The following is a 17,541-nucleotide window of genomic DNA, read 5'->3' as shown; positions in this document are numbered from 1 at the left end:
AACAAGGGACGCCGTCAGCGCTCGCTGATCCAGCGCGCCACATACAGCATAAGCGCGACCAGAAAAATCATCGCCGCCCACGCCCAGTTCGGCATGGCATGCGGAGTCGGCTCGGGGTGAGAGACGCCATGCGACACGCTGGCCGCCCGCCCGGCGAGCGCGTTGCCATGTTCAGTGCGAGTGCGTCGCGAGACGCCGCCGAGCGTGATGGGCCGCAAAAATACATGCTGGCGACGCGCCGCCGAACCGCGCGCGCGGTTCGGGCCCTGCCCATGCTTCGCACGCACGACCGCGCTGAATTCGGTGAAGAAATCGTCGGCGAGATGATGAAGCGCGTTTTCGAGCTGACGCGTGGGCAGTTCAGCGAGCGGCCCGGACGACGTCGCCCAGATCGTGTAGTCGATCCGTGTGCCGCGCTCCCTGGCGCCGAGCGCACCTTCTTCCGGGCGCAGGCGCACTTCGATTTGTCCGCGCAGGGAGCCGATACCTTCGGCGCGCGCCTTGAAATTGATCGTGCGGCGCTCCGCATCGGCCGGACCGGAATCCTGGCCGGCGACGTGCGCGCGTGCTTCGTAGCGCGCGCGCAGCGGCCCGAGCGGCACCGTCATAGCCAGCGCGTATTCGCCGTGCGAAAGGCGCGTGAACGACTCGCAGTTATCGAGGCTGGCGCGCAGAAGCGCGAGATCTTGCAACGCGTCCCAGACATCGGACGGCGCAAGTGGAATCCGTAACGCGTCGTTCAGTTCCATCCCAGCCTCCGACAAACACGCGACAGCGGATCAGGACGTCTGATCGATGCGGTCGACGCGCGATGAGTAAAACGCGAGATATCCCTGGATCGGGGCTGCCTGTTCGAACGGCGTCTCGTAAGTCCAGACGGCGTTTTCGATCAAGCCGTCTTCGGTGCGCAGATGGTAGTACGACGCGTCGCCCTTGAACGGACAGTGCGACGTGTGCGTGGAGCGTTCGAGCCGCGCCATGTTCACGTCTTCACGCGGGAAATAGAACACGTCGGGCAGACCGGTTTCGGCGAGCGTGAGCGCCGCGTGCGTGTCGGCCATCGTCACGCCACCGTGAATCACCCGCACCCGGTGATGATTGCCCGTTATCGCAATGGCGTGCCCGCCGGAGGGTTTGTCCGGGCTCGCGTGAGGTCTCAAGGCATCGCTCATGTCTCGGCTCCGTGAAAGTGTGCGGTCGTGCATACAGCAAAGCCACGGGACAGGCCCGTGGCTTCATTATCGGTCAAAGTCCTCGCGATTGCGCGGCCTCAGTGCTGCATGCCCGACAAGCCTCGGGTTTACTGGGTGTTCCAGTAGAACGCCGCTTTCGCCGTGCCCTTCGCGGGCACCGTCAAGGCCTTCGACTGGTCGCGGTCCTTGTATGTCGCATGCACCGTGTAGCGCCCCGGGCGCAGTTTCACGAGCATGTACGGTCCGCGCGACGCGGTGCTCAACACCTCGCCGTTATGCGCATCGACGATCCGCACGTGGACGTCGGCCAGATAGTCCGAGCCCGGTCCGGTAAAGCGCAGCGACAGCGGCCACTGGCTTTGCGCCTGCTGCAGCGCCTTGGACTCGTCCAGACCGACGCCGCCCGAGACGAACGACACGTCGCCTTGTTGCTGGATTTGCGGCAGACCTCCGCCGTTGGCGTTGCCTGCGCTCGTCTGGTCCGCGGTGGTGCCGCCGGTTACTTCGCTCGCCTGCTGCGCGTACGCGCCGCCCGCCAGACCGAGAGTGAGCGCCACGCTGGTCGCGGCGGCTACGATCTTTCGCTGAGTGCGTTGGTTCTTCATCGGTTTGCTCCTTATTGACGTCCTTATCCGGGACCCGTCGATGGGACCAGATTCAACTTAGATGCAACTGGCGTGCCACGCGGCCGCTCGCCAGGACGGCGAACCGGCCGCTTCGCACGTCACGCGCCGCAAAGCGCCTTGCTTGCGGCTTCCGTCATAGAAAGAAAAATGCCGGTCTGTCTGCAGTAAGTGCAAACAGACCGGCAAGGGTTACTCGATGCTGCGCGTGGATCAACCCAGATCGACCGGCACGAAAATCTGCGCATTGTCCCGCTGGATCAGCAACGCAATGCTATTGCCCGCGCCGGAGATCATCTGCTTTAACTGATCGACGCTCGTCACCGGCCGGCCGTTGACCGCGAGAATCACGTCGCCCGGCTGGATGCCCGCGCTCTCCGCCGCGCCGCCCGACTGCTGCACGAGAAGACCGTGCGAGATCGAAGCGCTGCTCTTTTCTTGCGGCGTCAGCGGACGCACGGCCACGCCCAGACGGCCTTGCAACTGCGCGGGCTGATCGGTCTTGTCCGAGGCCAGCTTCGTGTCCGACAACGAGCCGATCGTCACCTTCAGATCCTTCGCGCCCTTGTCGCGCCACACCTGCACTGTGGCCGTGCTGCCGGGCGCGAGGCCTGCCACCTGTGAAGGCAGCGCCGACGAATCGCCCACCGGCTCGCCGTTCACCGACAGAATCACGTCTCCCGGCTGCAAACCCGCCTTCGCGGCAGGACCGTCCGGATCGACGGAGCTGACGAGCGCGCCTTGCGGCTTCTGCATGCCGAACGAATTTGCCAGCGTCTGATTCATGCTTTGCACCGCGACGCCCAGGCGCCCCCGGCTCACGTGCCCCGTCTTGACGATGTCGTCCTTGACCTTGATCGCTTCATTGATCGGGATTGCGAACGAAAGCCCCTGGAAGCCGCCAGTCTGCGAGTAGATCATGGAGTTGATGCCGATCACCTCGCCTTGCAGATTGAACAGCGGTCCGCCGGAATTGCCGGGATTCACCGGCACGTCGGTCTGAATGAACGGCGTGTAGTTTTCGTTCGGCAGCGAACGCGATTTCGCGCTGATGATGCCCGAGGTCACCGTATTGTCGAAACCGTATGGCGAGCCGATCGCGACCACCCACTGACCGACCTTGCTTTGACGCGGATCGCCGATCTTCACTGTCGGCAGACTGCTTGCGTCGATCTTCAGGACAGCGACGTCCGACTGTTTGTCGGCGCCGATCACCTTGGCTCTGAACTCGCGCTTGTCGGTCAGCTTCACCGTGACGACGTTTGCGCCGTCCACCACATGCGCGTTGGTCAGGATATAGCCGTCGCTGCTGACGATAAACCCGGAGCCGAGGCTCGCGCTCGGCTCGTCGGGCGCATCGCCGCCGTCGCCGCCCTGCATGCCGGGCGTGCCGCCAAAGAAGTGCTTGTAGAACTGGTAGAACGGATCGCTCGGATCGATCGGCAACTGATTGCCGCCGCTCATGCCGCCATTGCCTCCATTGCCTCCATTACCGCGCAATGCCGTGCGCTTCACGACGTGCTTTGCGCTGATGTTGACTACCGCCGGTCCGTACGTTTCGACGAGACCGGAGAAATCGGGAATGCCAGTTTTCGCGGCGGCTTCGGCGGGCATCATCGCCGCTTGCGCCGGTGAAATGACCTGAGGCGCGGGTACGTCGCGATGGCCCGCCACATAGCCGGCGGAAAGTGCAACGGCGACAGCCGCTGCAACAGCGCTGCGAGACAAGGTTTTCGCGTTCATCGTGTACTCCTGACTGGAGAAAGAAACTTAGATGTCAGGAAGCGTACGGGGCATCGCTTAAAAGAGTCTTAAGCAGCTACAGATCGCGTTTGGCCTTCATTTTTAAGGGGTTTTCTGCACCAAGCAAATTGAAAGCATTGCTTCAGAAGCGCACGGTGACCTGTAGTCCACCGGCCGGCGATTTGTCGAGCGACACCGTAGCGTGGTGTTGAGTGGCGATTCGCCGTACGATCGCAAGGCCGAGTCCGCTGCCGGCCACATCGGTACGCACGCGATTTTCGCCGGCGCCCGCGCGATAGAAACGGTCGAAGACACGCTCGCGTTCGGCAGGCTCGATGCCGGGTCCGCTGTCGGCGATACGCACCACCGGATGACCCTGTTCGACATGCAGACTCACGTCGACGCGCCCGCCTCGCGGCGTATACTTGGTCGCGTTATCGACGAGATTGTTGAACATGACGCGCAGCGCCTCAGGATCGCCGATCACGGTAGCCGCTTCGCTCGCCTCGATGCCGAGGTCCACGCCGCGATCTTCAGCAAGCGGCGCATAGGTCACCACGCAGTCCTGCAACAACGAGCGCAAGTCGACGGCATCGGTCGCGGCGAGGCCGTCCGGTTCCGAGCGCGCGAGCGCGAGCAGTTGCTCTGCAAGGCGCGTTGCGCGCGTCACGCCCGCTTGCAGATCGGCGAGCGCTTCGCTGCGCGCCGCGTCGTCTTTTGCGCGCGCCACCAGCTGCGATTGAATCTGCACCGCGGCAAGCGGCGTGCGCAGTTCGTGCGCGGCATCGGCGACGAACGCCTTCTGGATGTCGAGCGCGGTGGCGAGCCGCTGCAACAGCCCGTTCAACGCGCGCACGAGCGGCTGCACTTCGAGCGGCAGGCGCTGATCGGGCAACGGATCGAGCGCCTCCGGATGACGCGTGTCGAGCGCGCTCGTCACGCGCCGCAGCGGGCGCAAACCGCGTCCGATGATCACCCACACCGCGAGCCCGAGGGCCGGCAGCAGCACGATCAACGGCCACAACGTGCGCAATGCGACGTCGGCGGCGAGGCGGTTGCGCACCGACAGCGGTTGAGCCAACTGCACCACGTTATCGCCGACGATCGCCCCATACACGCGCCAGTCGCCGCGATCGGTGTGTTCGGTCGTGAACCCCAGTTCGGCGCGCGGCGCGAGCGGCGCGCGCGGACGCGAGTAGTACATCAGCACGCCGTTGCGATTCCAGATTTGCAGCACGATGCCTTCGTCGCCGGTATCGCGCGAGCCGAGCACTTGTGAGAACGGTTCGGACGGCAGAGCCGCGGCGATCTGCTCCAACTGGTAGTCGAACAGTTCATTCGCTTCGGCAAGCGCCTGGCGGTAAATCAGCCAGCCCGCCACGCCGACGCCGAGTAGCACGAGCGCGAGCAGCCACACCAGCAATTGACGTCGGATCGAACGCATCGGCTCAGGCTTCCCTGGCGATCATGTAGCCAAGGCCGCGCACGTTGCGGATCAGGTCCGCGCCGAGTTTCTTGCGCAGCGCATGAATGTAGACCTCGACGGTATTGCTGCCGATCTCCTCGCCCCAGCCGTACATTTTTTCCTCCAGCTGACTCTTCGAGAGCACGGCGCCGGGCCGCGCGAGCAGCGCTTCGAGCAGCGCAAACTCTCGCGCCGACAATGCCACCGGCGCGCCGTCGAGCGTGACCTGATGCGACGCGGGATCGAGCGTCAGATTGCCGTGGCGGATCGTCGAATCGCTACGGCCCGATTGACGGCGGATCAGCGCCCGCATGCGCGCGCCGAGTTCGTCGAGATCGAATGGCTTGACGAGGTAATCGTCCGCGCCGGCGTCGAGGCCCTTCACGCGGTCGGCTACCGCGTCGCGTGCCGTGACGATCAGCACCGGCATAGCGTGGCCGCGCGCGCGCAGCGTGCGCAATACGTCGAGGCCGTCGCGCTTGGGCAGCCCCAGGTCGAGCAGCACGAGGTCGTAGGGCTGGCTGCCCGCCGCGCTGAGCGCCGCTTCGCCGTCTTCCACCCAGTCGACCGCGAAGCCTTCGCCGCGCAGCGCCTTGCGCACGCCCTCGGCGATCATCCGGTCGTCTTCGACTAGCAAGATGCGCATGGTCACGTTTCCTCAACATTCGATGATGCCGCATTCTAGCGCCCGCCCTCCGCACGCGCGCCGGTGTGGCGCTTTTTTCACCGCAGGCCGACGGCATGTCACTACAATGGGCGCTTTGCGTCGCGCGGCGGTCTGGAAGGCTTAACGTGGTAGGCGAGCAATGCGCGCCAGCACGAATGCCCGACGCCGCATGCGCGATGGCGAACCCCGCCGGCGCGCTGCAAACCCTTCGTGCGACGCATCTCCACCACTTTGAATCGCCGCGTGCTGCACGCCCTGACATTTTGCTTTCTCGCCCGTCCATGACGCACGCTTTCCTGTCTTTTGCCGCACGCCATCTCCATCATGCGGCGCTGCGCTCGCGCTTAACGTCCGCTTTCATCCCAGCCTTGTCCGCCTGCTCTGTTTCGATCGCGCCGCGCGCGAGCGCGTGGCTGCTCGTCTGTGCCGCGTTAGCCGGCGGCGCGTCGCTGCCGCTTGCCGCGCACGCGCGCGTCAAGACGACACATCCGAGCGTCAACGTCAGCACCGTGTTGCCGCAATCGGTGATGATCGGCTTGCAGCGCGCGCACGTGCCCTTGTCGTCGATCAGCGTGGTCATCGAAAAAGTCGGCGATCGCACGCCGATCGTCGCGCTGAATGCAGGCAAGCCGATGATGCCCGCCTCGACGATGAAGCTCGTCACCACCTACTCCGGTCTGTCGATTCTCGGCCCCGACTACCGCTGGCGCACCAGCGCGTACGCCGACGGCACAGTCGACGCCAACGGCGTGCTGCACGGCAATCTCTACATTCAAGGTACGGGCGACCCTAAGCTCGTGCCCGAGGAACTCATCGACCTCGTGCAGAAGATCCACAAGGCGGGGATTCGCGGCATAGACGGCGCGCTCGTGCTCGACAAGCGCTACTTCGATCCGTCGACGCGCGATCTGCCGCCCTTCGACGACGACGCGACCGCGCCGTATAACGTCGGGCCCGATCCGCTGCTGTACGCATTCAAATCGCTATCGTTCACGCTGACGCCTTCATCGGACGGCACGGTCACGATCGACGTACTGCCCGCGCTCGCACAGTTGCAGATCGACAATCAGATGCGCGCGGTCAACGGCCCGTGCCGCGGCGAAGCGGCATCCGTATCGCCCACCGTCACGCCGACGCCTAACGGCACGCTCGTCGCATCGTTCGCCGGCGACTACTCGGTGCGCTGCGGCCCGCGCACCGTCAACGTCGCGGTGCTCGATCACTCGGCGTTCTTCGCCGGCGGCTTCCTTGCCTTGTGGCAGCAGACGGGCGGCACCTTCAGCGGCGCGACGCGTGAAGGCGCTGTGCCCGTCGGCGCAAAACTGGTGGCCACGCATCAGGGGCCGGTGCTGTCGGACATCGTTCGCGACATCAACAAGTTCAGCAACAACACGATGGCGCGCAACCTGTTCCTGTCGATCGGGGCAGCCGAAGAAAAAGGGCCTGCGACGCCCGCCAAGTCGGCGCGCGCGATCGAGGCGTTCCTGCGGCGTGACAGCATCGACATGGAATATCTGACGCTCGACAACGGCTCGGGCCTCTCGCGCGACGAGCACATCACCGCACTCTCGCTCGCCGACCTGCTGCAACGCGCCAACGCGAGCCCTGTCGCCCAGGTGTTCGTGCAGTCGCTGCCGATCGCCGGTGTCGACGGCACCATGCGCAACCGCCTGACCAACCAGGGCGCAGGCGGCAACGCACAGATCAAGACCGGCACCTTGCGCGACGTGCGGGCAATCGCGGGCTACGTGGCATCGGCGGACGGCAACAGCTACGTGGTGGTGAGCTTCATCAACGATCCGCACTCCGAAGCCGCGCGCGCCGCGCACGACGCGCTGCTCGAATGGGTGTATCAAGGACCGAACTCGGGCTTCAGCAGAATCTCGGCGCCTGCCGCCGAATCGACCAGCGCGGCACCGCACGGCAAGCCCAGGAAAAACCCGCGCAAGCGCGACGCGCATTGAGGATTCCTTCTAGCGAAGGCGGCGCGCGGTGAGACCTTAAGCGTGTACGCTGTCGAGCAGTGTTCGAGACTCACTGCACGCTCGCACAGCAACACGACAAAACACCGCGGCATGTCACGCGGCGACAAGGGACCACGGAGGAAGACACCATGCAATTCGACGCCGAATTGCTGCTGCTCGCCATGGCGCCAGTCTTTCTCGCATGTATCGGCTGGGAGGCGTGGCACCTGCGGCGAACGCGCCCCGGCGCGCGGCTCTATAGCTGGCGGGACACGCTGTGCAACGCAGCGCTCGCGCTCATGCAGCAAGCCACCGACAAGCTCGCCTGGCTCGCGATCATCCCCGTCTATGCGTTCTTCTACGACCACTACCGCGTCTACACGTGGCACGCGGGTTGGCTTTCGTTTGCCGTGCTGTTCGTCGCGCAGGATCTGCTCTACTACGTGTTTCACCGTTGCAGCCATCGCGTGCGATGGCTGTGGGCCGCGCATGTCGTGCACCACTCGTCGGAACGGATGAATTTTTCCACCGCGTTCCGCCAGAGCCTGATGTATCCGGTGGCCGGCATGTGGCTCTTCTGGATTCCGCTCGCCGTACTCGGTTTTCCGCCTAAGCAGATCGTCGGTATTGTGCTGATCAACCTGGGCTTCCAGTTTTTCGTGCACACGCAGGTGATCGGCAAATTCGGCGACAAATTCGGCAGCAAGCTCGGCTGGCTCGAATACGTATTCAACACGCCGTCGATTCATCGTGTGCATCACGCGCGCAACGACCGCTATATCGACCGCAACTACGCTGGCGTGCTCGTGGTCTGGGACCGGCTGTTCGGCAGCTACGTCGACGAGGACCCGCGCGAGCCGCCCGTGTACGGCATCGTGGAGCCGCTCGATGCCTATAACCCGCTGAAGGTGACGTTCCACGAATGGGCGTCGATGGCGGCCGACTTCGCGAGCGTGCACGGCGCGCACAACAAGCTGCGTGCGCTGTTCGCACCGCCCGCGTGGGCGGCCGATTATCACGCGCGCCGCAGGGCCGGCTCAACGGCCACGCTTGCGCACGCAACCATCAACGACAACAACGATATGGCCGCGTTTTCCGCACGACGCAGACCGTAGAAGATTCTGTAAGCTGTCGTCACGCCGCCGACGCGGTGGACGCGGCCTGCAATACATGGCGCAAGGGCCAAACATACGAGGAGATGTAGTCAACATGAAGCACACAGCATCGAGGAAACAGCATTGGGTGCGCGTCTCGCAAACCGCCGTCGCGAGCGCGGCGTTTGCGCTGCTCGCAGCTTGCGGCGGTGGCGGCGACAATAACAACAACGCCAGCAGCACGCCCGCGGGCGGCGTCAAATTGCAAGTCGTTTCGTTCGGCGACAGCCTGTCGGACGCCGGCACCTATTCGCCGGTGATTCAGGGGAGCTTCGGCGGCGGCCGCTTCACGACCAATCCGGGCGAAGTGTGGACGCAGAAAGTGGCCGAGTATTACGGCGACACGTTGAAGCCGGCATACCTCGGCGGCTTCGGCCAGCCGCTGGTTGCGACGGGCGGCTTCGGTTATGCGCAGGGCGGCTCGGACGTCGTAAACCCTCAAGGCAAAGGCTGGGCGCCTAACAACATGGCGGCCACGACGGTGCCCATCGTGACTCAGGTCGCGAACTACCTCGGCGCCCATACGAGCTTCAACCCGAATCAGCTGGTGCTCGTGAACGGCGGCGCGAACGACATCTTCCAGTTCGCGGAAAACACCGCGAACCTGACAGCGCTCGGCACCGCGCTACAGACGCAATACCCGCTGCTGGTGCAGGCGGGCAAGCTGCCGAACACGCAGGCAGGCCAGGTTGCGTTCATCGTCGGCTATCTGCAACAGCTGCCTAACCCGCAGGTCGCTCATGCCGCAGCCCAGCTGGCCGCGCAAGTGAAAACCATTGTCGGCGCGGGTGCGACCCACGTGGTGGTGTCGACTGTGCCCGACATCGGCAATACACCGCTCGGCGTCGCATCCAACGCGAAGACGCCGGGTTCCGCCGCGCTGCTGTCGGGAATCTCCGCCGCGTATAACTATCTCTTCGTTCAGAACCTCACGGCGCTCGGCCTCGTGGGCACGGGCAAAGTGATCGTGGTCGATGCATTTGCGTGGCAGGATCAGCAGTTGCCGAACTACAAGGCGCTCGGCTTCACGGTGTCCAACACCGACACAGCGTGCAACCTGAGCGCTATGCAGACCAACGCAACGGCGTACGCCCGGGCCAATCCGGCCGCGACGAACGGACTGACTCCGGAGCAGTACGGCAGCCAGTTCGGCTCGTCGCTGTTCTGCTCGCCGCAAACCTACACGGTGGCCGGTGCCGACCAGACCTACATGTTCGCGGACACGGTTCACCCGAGCACGCACATGAACGCGTTGTTCGCGCAGTATGTCCAGCAGCAGATCGCGGCTACCGGGCTCGGTAAATAAGCGGAGTTCGAGAGACCGCGCGTGACTCGGTCTTTAGCTGTAAAGGTTGGAATGCGAAACGCCTGGCTTATCGACTGTGTAAGTGTGTCGATTGCAGCCAGGCGTTTTTTATTGTGCGCTTGCCCGGCACTTCGGAGCACGGCGCGAGGAGCGGGAGCTCAGGCGTGGCTTTGCGCTTCGAACGCCGCTGCCGCGCGGCCCAAGCGGTCGTTCACGGCGATCCATTCGATCGTATCCGGCAACTTCTCGATCAATATGCGCGTGACGTTGGCACGATCGAGCGCCCGCAGCAATCCGTACAGCTCGCGTGCATACACATGCGGATCTTCCGGGGCCGCAATGAAATGCACGCCTTCGGCGTCGGCCCAATGGCCCGCGCGCGAAGCACGCGCGACCAGCGCAACGCGCTCGCCCTGCTCGCGAGCGGCCAGCACCGGTTCAAGCGCGGTGAACGGCAACAGCGCCAACGGCGTGCGAGGCGCGTAGTGCGCCTTCAACGTGCCGGACGCACGCGGCGCGGTCGCATCGGAGCCGTCGGGAAGGCGCGGCGCTTCACCGAGCACGTCGGCGATATCTTGCGGCGTGACGCGGCCCGGTCGCAGCAAGGCGGGAAAGCCGCGCGACAAATCGACGATTGTCGATTCGATGCCGACGTCGGAGGCGCCGCCGTCGAGCACATGAATCGCGCTGCCGAACTCCTCGCGAACATGTTGCGCGGTGGTCGGACTCACGTGCCCAAAGCGATTCGCCGAGGGCGCCGCGACGCCGCCATGTCCATTGCGCAGCGCGCTGAACGCCTCCAGCAACGCTTGCGCCACGGGATGCGAAGGACAGCGCAGTCCAACCGAATCCTGCCCGCCGCTGACCGCCGACGGTATGCGCGCGGCGCGCTTCAGGATGAGGGTGAGCGGCCCAGGCCAGAACGCGTCGATCAGACGCTGCGCCTCCTGCGGCAAATGCTCGACCCAATAGTGCGGATCACCCTGCGGAGCCAGATGCACGATCACCGGATGATTCGCCGGCCGGCCCTTCGCCGCATAAATGCGAGCCACCGCGTCTGGATTCTCGGCGTCGCCGCCGAGCCCGTAGACCGTCTCCGTGGGAAACGCGACGAGGCCGCCTGCGTCGAGCAGCGCCGCTGCATGCTCGATCTGCGCGGCGCTCACGGGCAGCGCGTTTGCGGCGGCTTCACCGGGCTGGGCGGGTTGCTGTTGATCGGGCATGGCTCGCGCGTCAGCTCGTGGCGATGTGCAGCAGCCGCGCGCAGTCGCGCCCCGCCGTGCGCGCTTCTTCGAGCGTCGCAGCCGTGAAATTCACATGGCCCATCTTGCGGCCGCAACGCGCTTCTTCCTTGCCGTACAGATGCAAACGAGCCGCCGGCATCGCCGCGACCTCGTGCCATGGCGGCGTGACCGACGCGCCCTTCGGACCGTCCGGGAACCAGACGTCGCCGAGAATGTTCAGCATGACTGCCGGCGAATGCTGACGAGTGTCGCCAAGCGGCATTCCGGTCATTGCCCGCACCTGCTGTTCGAACTGGCTGGTCGCGCAGGCGTCGACGGTGTAGTGCCCGGAGTTGTGCGGACGCGGCGCCATTTCATTGGCCACGAGCGAGCCGTCTTCGAGAATGAAAAATTCGACACACAGCACGCCGACATAGCCGAGCTTGTCGGCGATTTGCAGCGCGGCTTGTTGCGCCTGCTCGACGAGCGTGGGACTTGCGTCCGGCGCCGGAACGATGGTGTGCGACAGCACGCCGTCGCGATGCGTGTTCTGCGCGAGCGGGTACACGACCGACGCGCCGCTCGCCGCGCGCGCGATCAGCGCGGAAACTTCGAACTTCAGCGGCAAGCGCTTTTCCAGCACGCATGGCACGCCGGCGAGCGACGCATACGCCTCGCGCACTTCGTCGGCATTGCGCACGCGAATCTGGCCCTTGCCGTCGTAACCCATACGAGCCGTTTTGAGGATGCCGGGCAGCACGGCTTCGAGCTTCGCATCGTCAAGCGCGGCGAGCGCGTCCGGCGATTCGATCACCACGTGCGGTGCGACCGTCACGCCCGACGACGCGATAAAGCGCTTCTCGGCGATGCGATCCTGGGCCACGGCGACGCATCGGCCAGCCGGACTCACGAATGTGGTCTTCGCGAGGAAGTCGAGGCTCGCGGCCGGCACGTTCTCGAATTCGGTCGATACCGCCGCGCACAGCCGCGCCAGTTCGGTCAGCGACGCTTCATCGTCGTAGGCCGCGCGCAGATGGCGGTCGGCGACCGAGCCCGCCGGGCTGCTTTCATCTGGATCGAGCACGGCGACGCGATAGCCCATTGCCTGAGCGGCAAAGCAGAACATGCGGCCGAGCTGGCCGCCACCAACCATGCCAAGCCATGCGCCGGGCAAAATCGGTGAAACCGGTGTGTTGTCTGGGTTCATCTTAGTGGTCGGTCGCGACCGGGCGTGCCCGCAGTCCTACAACTCCTGCAATGGCAAGCGTCCGGCCGGTGGGTCAGACAGAGGACTTCCTGTATCAATCGAGCCGTTACTGAGTCCGTTTTCGCAGGACATCGGCCCATTTCGGCCCGCGCTTACAGCGCCGGCAACACCATCGCGTGGGCCGCTTCGTTCTGGCGCACGCGGAACGCCGCGAGCTTCCCGGCATATTCAGCGCTCGTGCCGCTCAAAATCGAAACCGCGAACAGCGCCGCATTCGCCGCGCCCGCTTCGCCGATCGCAAATGTCGCGACGGGCACGCCCTTCGGCATCTGCACGATCGAATGCAACGAGTCGACACCCTTCAGATACTTGCTCGCCACCGGCACGCCGAGCACCGGCACCGTGGTCTTGGCCGCCAGCATGCCCGGCAGATGCGCCGCGCCGCCCGCGCCCGCGATGATCGCGCGGATGCCGCGCTCGCGCGCGCTTTCAGCATAGGCGAACATTTCGTCCGGCATGCGGTGCGCGGAGACGACCTTTGCCTCGTACGGCACGCCGAATTCCTGCAGAATCGCGACGGCGTTCTTCATTACTTCCCAGTCGGAACTGGAGCCCATCAGCACGCCGATAACCGGCGCGCCATGCGTGTGGGCGGTCTGTGCTTCACTCATCTTGCGGCTTCCTTTTCTCGAACGACGCGGATCTGATCAGGCGAGCTTCTGCCCGGTCAGACGTTCGAGCGCTTCCTGGTATTTCTCGCCCGTCTTCTGGATTACGTCGTCCGGCAGCTTCGGCGCGGGCGGCTCTTTCGCCCAGTCCTGCGTTTCCAGCCAGTCGCGCACGAACTGCTTGTCGAACGACGGCGGATTGGTGCCCACCTGATACTGGTCGGCCGGCCAGAAGCGCGACGAATCGGCGGTGAGCGCCTCGTCCATCAGATACAGCTTGCCGTGGTTGTCCAGACCGAACTCGAACTTCGTGTCGGCGATGATGATGCCGCGCGTGGCTGCGTAATCCGCAGCTTCCTTGTACAGCCTGATCGAAATGTCGCGGATCGTGGCCGACAGTTCGGTGCCGATGCGGCGCTCCATGTCGTTGTACGTGATGTTTTCGTCGTGATGGCCCATTTCCGCCTTGGCTGCCGGCGTAAAGATCGGCTCGGGCAGCTTCTGCGCGTTTTGCAGACCCGCCGGTAACTCGACGCCGCACACCGAACCCGTGGCCTGGTAGTCTTTCCAGCCGCTGCCGGCCAGATAGCCGCGCACCACGGCTTCGACGAGGATCGGCTCGAGGCGTTTCACGACGACTGCGCGGCCCTTGACCTGCTCGACTTCGTCCGCCGCCACCACGGATTCAGGCGCCACGCCGGTCAAGTGATTCGGCACCACGTGCTTGAGCTTCTCGAACCAGAAGTTCGCCATTTCGTTGAGCACGCGCCCCTTATTCGGAATCGGCTCGCCCATGATGACGTCGAACGCCGACAGACGGTCGGTCGTAACGATCAGCAACTGGTCGTTGCCCACCGCATAGTTGTCGCGGACTTTTCCGCGGCCGAGCAGCGGCAGCGAGCGGAGCGTGGATTCGTAGAGGGTAGACATCGTCGTGGTTCGCTAAAAGTGAGGCAAAAAGTGTGACCGGAACAAAAGGGAAACGCCGTTCCCCGGATGATGCGGGAACGGCGATCTAACGACAACCTGGCCAGACGGCCAGGCATAGAGCCATGCGCTGACGCAAATACCGCTTAGCGGACGACCTGTGCAAGCTCGCCCGACTTGTACTTCTCCGCGATTTTATCAAGCGAAACCGGCTTGATCTTGCCGGCCTGGCCTTCGCAGCCGAATTGCGTGTAGCGCTCGATACAGATCTTCATCGCAGCTTCGCGCGCCGGCTTCAGATAATCGCGCGGATCGAACTTGCCCGGATTGGTCGCCATGTAGCGGCGGATCGCGCCGGTGATCGCGAGACGCAGGTCGGTGTCGATGTTGACCTTGCGCACGCCGTGCTTGATGCCTTCCTGGATTTCCTCGACCGGCACGCCGTAGGTTTCCTTCATGTCGCCGCCGAATTCGCGGATTTCCGCGAGCAGTTCCTGCGGCACCGACGACGAACCGTGCATCACCAGGTGCGTGTTCGGAATGCGCTGGTGAATTTCCTTGATGCGCTGGATCGACAGAATGTCGCCCGTCGGCTTCTTGCTGAACTTGTATGCGCCGTGCGACGTGCCGATTGCGATTGCGAGCGCGTCGCACTGCGTCAGCTTGACGAAGTCGGCGGCCTGTTCCGGATCGGTCAGCAGTTGCTCGCGGGTCATCGTGCCTTCCGCGCCGTGGCCGTCTTCCTTGTCGCCCTTCATGGTTTCCAGCGAGCCGAGCACGCCCAGTTCCGCTTCCACCGTCACGCCGATCGAGTGCGCGGCTTCAACCACCTTGCGCGATACCTCGACGTTGTACTCGTACGAGGCGACCGTCTTGCCGTCGGCTTCGAGCGAGCCGTCCATCATCACGCTGGTAAAGCCGCTGCGGATCGCCGCCATGCAGACCGCCGGCGACTGGCCGTGGTCCTGGTGCATCACGACGGGAATGTGCGGATAGGACTCGACCGCTGCTTCGATCAGATGGCGCAGGAACGCTTCGCCCGCGTACTTACGCGCGCCGGCGGAAGCCTGCATGATGACCGGCGCGTTGACCTTGTCGGCCGCCGCCATGATCGCCTGCACCTGCTCCAGGTTGTTCACGTTGAATGCCGGAAGGCCGTAACCGTTTTCAGCGGCATGGTCCAGCAGTTGACGCATTGATACGAGAGGCATGCTGTAACTCCTTAGATTGAAACGAATTCCTGTGCCGTCGGCATCTTGTGGGCGATCTTGTCGCGAAGCAAGCTGCATACCCGTTCGCACCGTCACTAAAGCGTGGGGCGTTCCTTGACGCCACTCGCGCAATCTGAGCCGGTGCGCCGCCTCTCGCGGGGCCTGACAACCTGCTTCGTTCGATCCAGCCTGGACCGATCAAGCAAAAATGTGTCGACCGGAGTTCGCGCTTTAGCGCGTTACTCCGGTCCCATGCACGGCGGTCGACCCGGAGTCGCGCTTTAGCGCGTTACTCCGGTCCCATGCAAGGCGGTCGACCGGAGTGGGTGCAACGCACCTACCCTGGTCCGCCGAGCATGCGGTCAATACGGCTCGCCGACCCGCACGATCTTCAGCGTATTCGTGCCACCGGCCTGCCCCATCGGCTCGCCGACAGTCAGCACGACCATGTCGCCGCGCGACGCGTAACCCTTGCTGACCACCGTCTCCAACGCCTGTTGCAACGCGGTGTCGCGGTCGGTGTTGGTGTCCAGATGAAGCGACGTCACGTTGCGGTACAGCGCCATTGCCCGCTCGCTGCCGACCCGCGGCGTGAGCGCGAAGATCGGCACGTGCGTCCAGTGACGCGACATCCACAGTGCGGTCGAACCCGATTCGGTCAACGCAACGATCGCCTTCGCGCCCAGGTGAAACGCAGTGAACAGCGCGCCCATAGCAATCGACTGGTCGATGCGCGTGAACGTGCGATCGAGGAAATCCCGGTCCAGCTCCGACTGCTCGGACTTCTCGGCTTCGACGCAGATCGCGGCCATTGTCTCGATGGTCTGCACCGGATACTTGCCCGCCGCCGATTCCGCCGACAGCATCACCGCATCCGTACCGTCCAGGACCGCGTTTGCGACGTCCGACACTTCGGCGCGGGTCGGCACCGGCGCGTAGATCATCGACTCCATCATCTGCGTCGCGGTGATCACGAACTTGTTCGACTCGCGCGCCATACGAATCATGCGCTTTTGCAGCGCGGGGACTGCGGCATTCCCCACTTCCACGGCCAGATCGCCGCGGGCAACCATGATGCCGTCCGATGCGTCCAGAATGCCTTGCAGCGCCGGAATGGCTTCGGCGCGCTCGATCTTGGCAATCATCTTCGGCTTGATGCCGTACGGCGCGCCGGCGATGTTCGCCAGCTGGCGTGCCATTTCCATGTCGGTCGCGTTCTTCGGGAACGACACCGCGACAAAATCGACGCCGAGCGACATGGCCGTGCGGATGTCTTCCATGTCTTTCGCGGTCAGCGCGGGCGCCGACAGACCGCCGCCCTGGCGGTTGATGCCCTTGTTGTTGGACAGGTCGCCGCCGATCTTCACGATCGTGTGAATCTCGTTGCCGATCACGCGCTGAACGTTCAGCACGATCAGGCCGTCGTTGAGCAGCAGCACGTCGCCCGGCTTCAGGTCGCGCGGCAAGTCCTTGTAATCGAGACCGGCGCGCTCCTGGTTGCCGAGTTCGCAGTCGGCGTCGAGGATGAACGGCTCACCCGCGACGAGCGAAACCTTGCCATTTTCGAATTTGCCGACCCGGATCTTCGGGCCTTGCAGGTCAGCCATGATGGCGACCTCGCGGCCCGCCTGGCGAGCCGCCTCGCGCACGAATTCGGCGCGCTGGCGGTGGTCGTCGGCCGTGCCGTGCGAGAAATTGAGCCGCACCACGTCGGCGCCCGCCTGAATCATTTGCAGCAGGATCTCCGGCGTGCTGGAAGCCGGTCCGATGGTAGCGACAATCTTGGTGGCGCGATGCATGAGTCTCCTCGTCTGGATGGGATCGCTGGAAAGAGCGCTGCGAGTCGGATGCGGAGGCTGCGCACCGAAAGATGCTGCCAGGGGCTGCGCGCCGGTTGAAACCAGCGTCGCTTTATAGGGTGAAGCAGTGTTCGAGACCGGCACGCGAGGCGCCGGTGAGGGAGCGGGCGCGACTTGCGCATCGGGGAGTCCCGCTGGCGGAACGGCTGATTCGGCAGCTTGTGCGCTGGCCAATCGAGCTGTGTCGCCTGCAGTGGTCGACTCCGCGGGCGACTGAGACGGCCCGGATTCTTCTGGATGACTGATAGTCTGTGCGGCTTCGCCGACAGCCGCAACCGCAGCTGCAACCGTGTCGGCAAGCGCCGACTCCGGAGCCGCCGTTGCGGCGTCG

The 17,541-nt window shown here is 64.4% G+C and carries 15 protein-coding genes; 3 read left to right on the top strand and 12 right to left on the bottom strand.

Going from position 1 to position 17,541, the window contains the following annotated elements:
* Positions 1 to 14: 14 nt before the first annotated feature.
* The 6 genes from JMY24_RS00545 to JMY24_RS00520 form a co-directional block, all read right to left on the bottom strand.
* Positions 15 to 749 carry a CoxG family protein gene (locus JMY24_RS00545; protein WP_128595777.1) on the bottom strand — a complete coding sequence of 245 codons (735 nt, stop codon included), beginning with the start codon at positions 747 to 749 and terminating at the stop codon, positions 15 to 17.
* A 30-nt stretch (positions 750 to 779) separates the two neighbouring features.
* Positions 780 to 1,172 carry a DUF427 domain-containing protein gene (locus tag JMY24_RS00540; protein ID WP_128595778.1) on the bottom strand — a complete coding sequence of 131 codons (393 nt, stop codon included), beginning with the start codon at positions 1,170 to 1,172 and terminating at the stop codon, positions 780 to 782.
* Positions 1,173 to 1,300: 128 nt separating this feature from the next.
* Positions 1,301 to 1,798, bottom strand: coding sequence for a carboxypeptidase regulatory-like domain-containing protein (locus JMY24_RS00535; RefSeq protein ID WP_128595779.1), 498 nt, complete (start codon positions 1,796 to 1,798; stop codon positions 1,301 to 1,303).
* Positions 1,799 to 2,029: 231 nt separating this feature from the next.
* Positions 2,030 to 3,559, bottom strand: coding sequence for a DegQ family serine endoprotease (locus tag JMY24_RS00530; RefSeq protein WP_128595780.1), 1,530 nt, complete (start codon positions 3,557 to 3,559; stop codon positions 2,030 to 2,032).
* 142 nt (positions 3,560 to 3,701) lie between these two features.
* Positions 3,702 to 5,003, bottom strand: coding sequence for an ATP-binding protein (locus JMY24_RS00525; RefSeq protein ID WP_128589061.1), 1,302 nt, complete (start codon positions 5,001 to 5,003; stop codon positions 3,702 to 3,704).
* 4 nt (positions 5,004 to 5,007) lie between these two features.
* Complete coding sequence (locus JMY24_RS00520) at positions 5,008 to 5,670, bottom strand: response regulator (RefSeq protein WP_201701281.1); 663 nt, start codon at positions 5,668 to 5,670, stop codon at positions 5,008 to 5,010.
* Between the two features lie 302 nt (positions 5,671 to 5,972).
* On the opposite strand from JMY24_RS00520, the gene dacB reads away from it, so the two are divergent.
* From dacB to JMY24_RS00505, 3 genes are all read left to right on the top strand, one after another.
* Positions 5,973 to 7,655, top strand: coding sequence for a D-alanyl-D-alanine carboxypeptidase/D-alanyl-D-alanine endopeptidase (gene dacB, locus JMY24_RS00515; protein ID WP_128595781.1), 1,683 nt, complete (start codon positions 5,973 to 5,975; stop codon positions 7,653 to 7,655).
* Positions 7,656 to 7,804: 149 nt separating this feature from the next.
* Positions 7,805 to 8,770 (top strand): sterol desaturase family protein, encoded by a 966-nt coding sequence (locus tag JMY24_RS00510; RefSeq protein ID WP_201701280.1) that lies wholly within the window; start codon positions 7,805 to 7,807, stop codon positions 8,768 to 8,770.
* Positions 8,771 to 8,864: 94 nt separating this feature from the next.
* On the top strand, positions 8,865 to 10,115 hold the full coding sequence (locus tag JMY24_RS00505) for an SGNH/GDSL hydrolase family protein (RefSeq protein WP_128595782.1): 1,251 nt from the start codon (positions 8,865 to 8,867) through the stop codon (positions 10,113 to 10,115).
* A gap of 158 nt (positions 10,116 to 10,273) precedes the next feature.
* On the opposite strand, the gene JMY24_RS00500 is transcribed toward JMY24_RS00505, so the two are convergent.
* The 6 genes from JMY24_RS00500 to pyk all read right to left on the bottom strand — a co-directional run bounded on the left by JMY24_RS00500 (position 10,274) and on the right by pyk (position 17,150).
* Positions 10,274 to 11,338: an L-threonylcarbamoyladenylate synthase gene (locus JMY24_RS00500; protein ID WP_201701279.1), complete on the bottom strand. Its 1,065-nt coding sequence runs from the start codon at positions 11,336 to 11,338 to the stop codon at positions 10,274 to 10,276.
* Between the two features lie 10 nt (positions 11,339 to 11,348).
* On the bottom strand, positions 11,349 to 12,545 hold the full coding sequence (locus JMY24_RS00495) for a 5-(carboxyamino)imidazole ribonucleotide synthase (RefSeq protein ID WP_128589077.1): 1,197 nt from the start codon (positions 12,543 to 12,545) through the stop codon (positions 11,349 to 11,351).
* Between the two features lie 152 nt (positions 12,546 to 12,697).
* On the bottom strand, positions 12,698 to 13,216 hold the full coding sequence (purE, locus tag JMY24_RS00490) for a 5-(carboxyamino)imidazole ribonucleotide mutase (RefSeq protein ID WP_201701278.1): 519 nt from the start codon (positions 13,214 to 13,216) through the stop codon (positions 12,698 to 12,700).
* Positions 13,217 to 13,252: 36 nt separating this feature from the next.
* Positions 13,253 to 14,143, bottom strand: a complete 891-nt coding sequence (locus JMY24_RS00485) for a phosphoribosylaminoimidazolesuccinocarboxamide synthase (RefSeq protein ID WP_088175699.1) — start codon at positions 14,141 to 14,143, stop codon at positions 13,253 to 13,255.
* 143 nt (positions 14,144 to 14,286) lie between these two features.
* Entirely contained in the window at positions 14,287 to 15,351 is a 1,065-nt protein-coding gene (gene fba / locus JMY24_RS00480) for a class II fructose-bisphosphate aldolase (protein WP_006049976.1), read from the bottom strand.
* A 362-nt stretch (positions 15,352 to 15,713) separates the two neighbouring features.
* The gene (gene pyk, locus JMY24_RS00475) at positions 15,714 to 17,150 is read right to left on the bottom strand and encodes a pyruvate kinase (protein ID WP_020069233.1); all 1,437 of its coding nucleotides are present in this window, start codon (positions 17,148 to 17,150) and stop codon (positions 15,714 to 15,716) included.
* Positions 17,151 to 17,541 lie beyond the last annotated feature (391 nt).

Source organism: Paraburkholderia kirstenboschensis, assembly GCF_904848585.1.
Classification (GTDB): domain Bacteria; phylum Pseudomonadota; class Gammaproteobacteria; order Burkholderiales; family Burkholderiaceae; genus Paraburkholderia; species Paraburkholderia kirstenboschensis.
The sequence above is the reverse complement of the archived record's forward strand: the minus strand, read 5'-3'. Positions and strand labels throughout refer to the sequence as shown.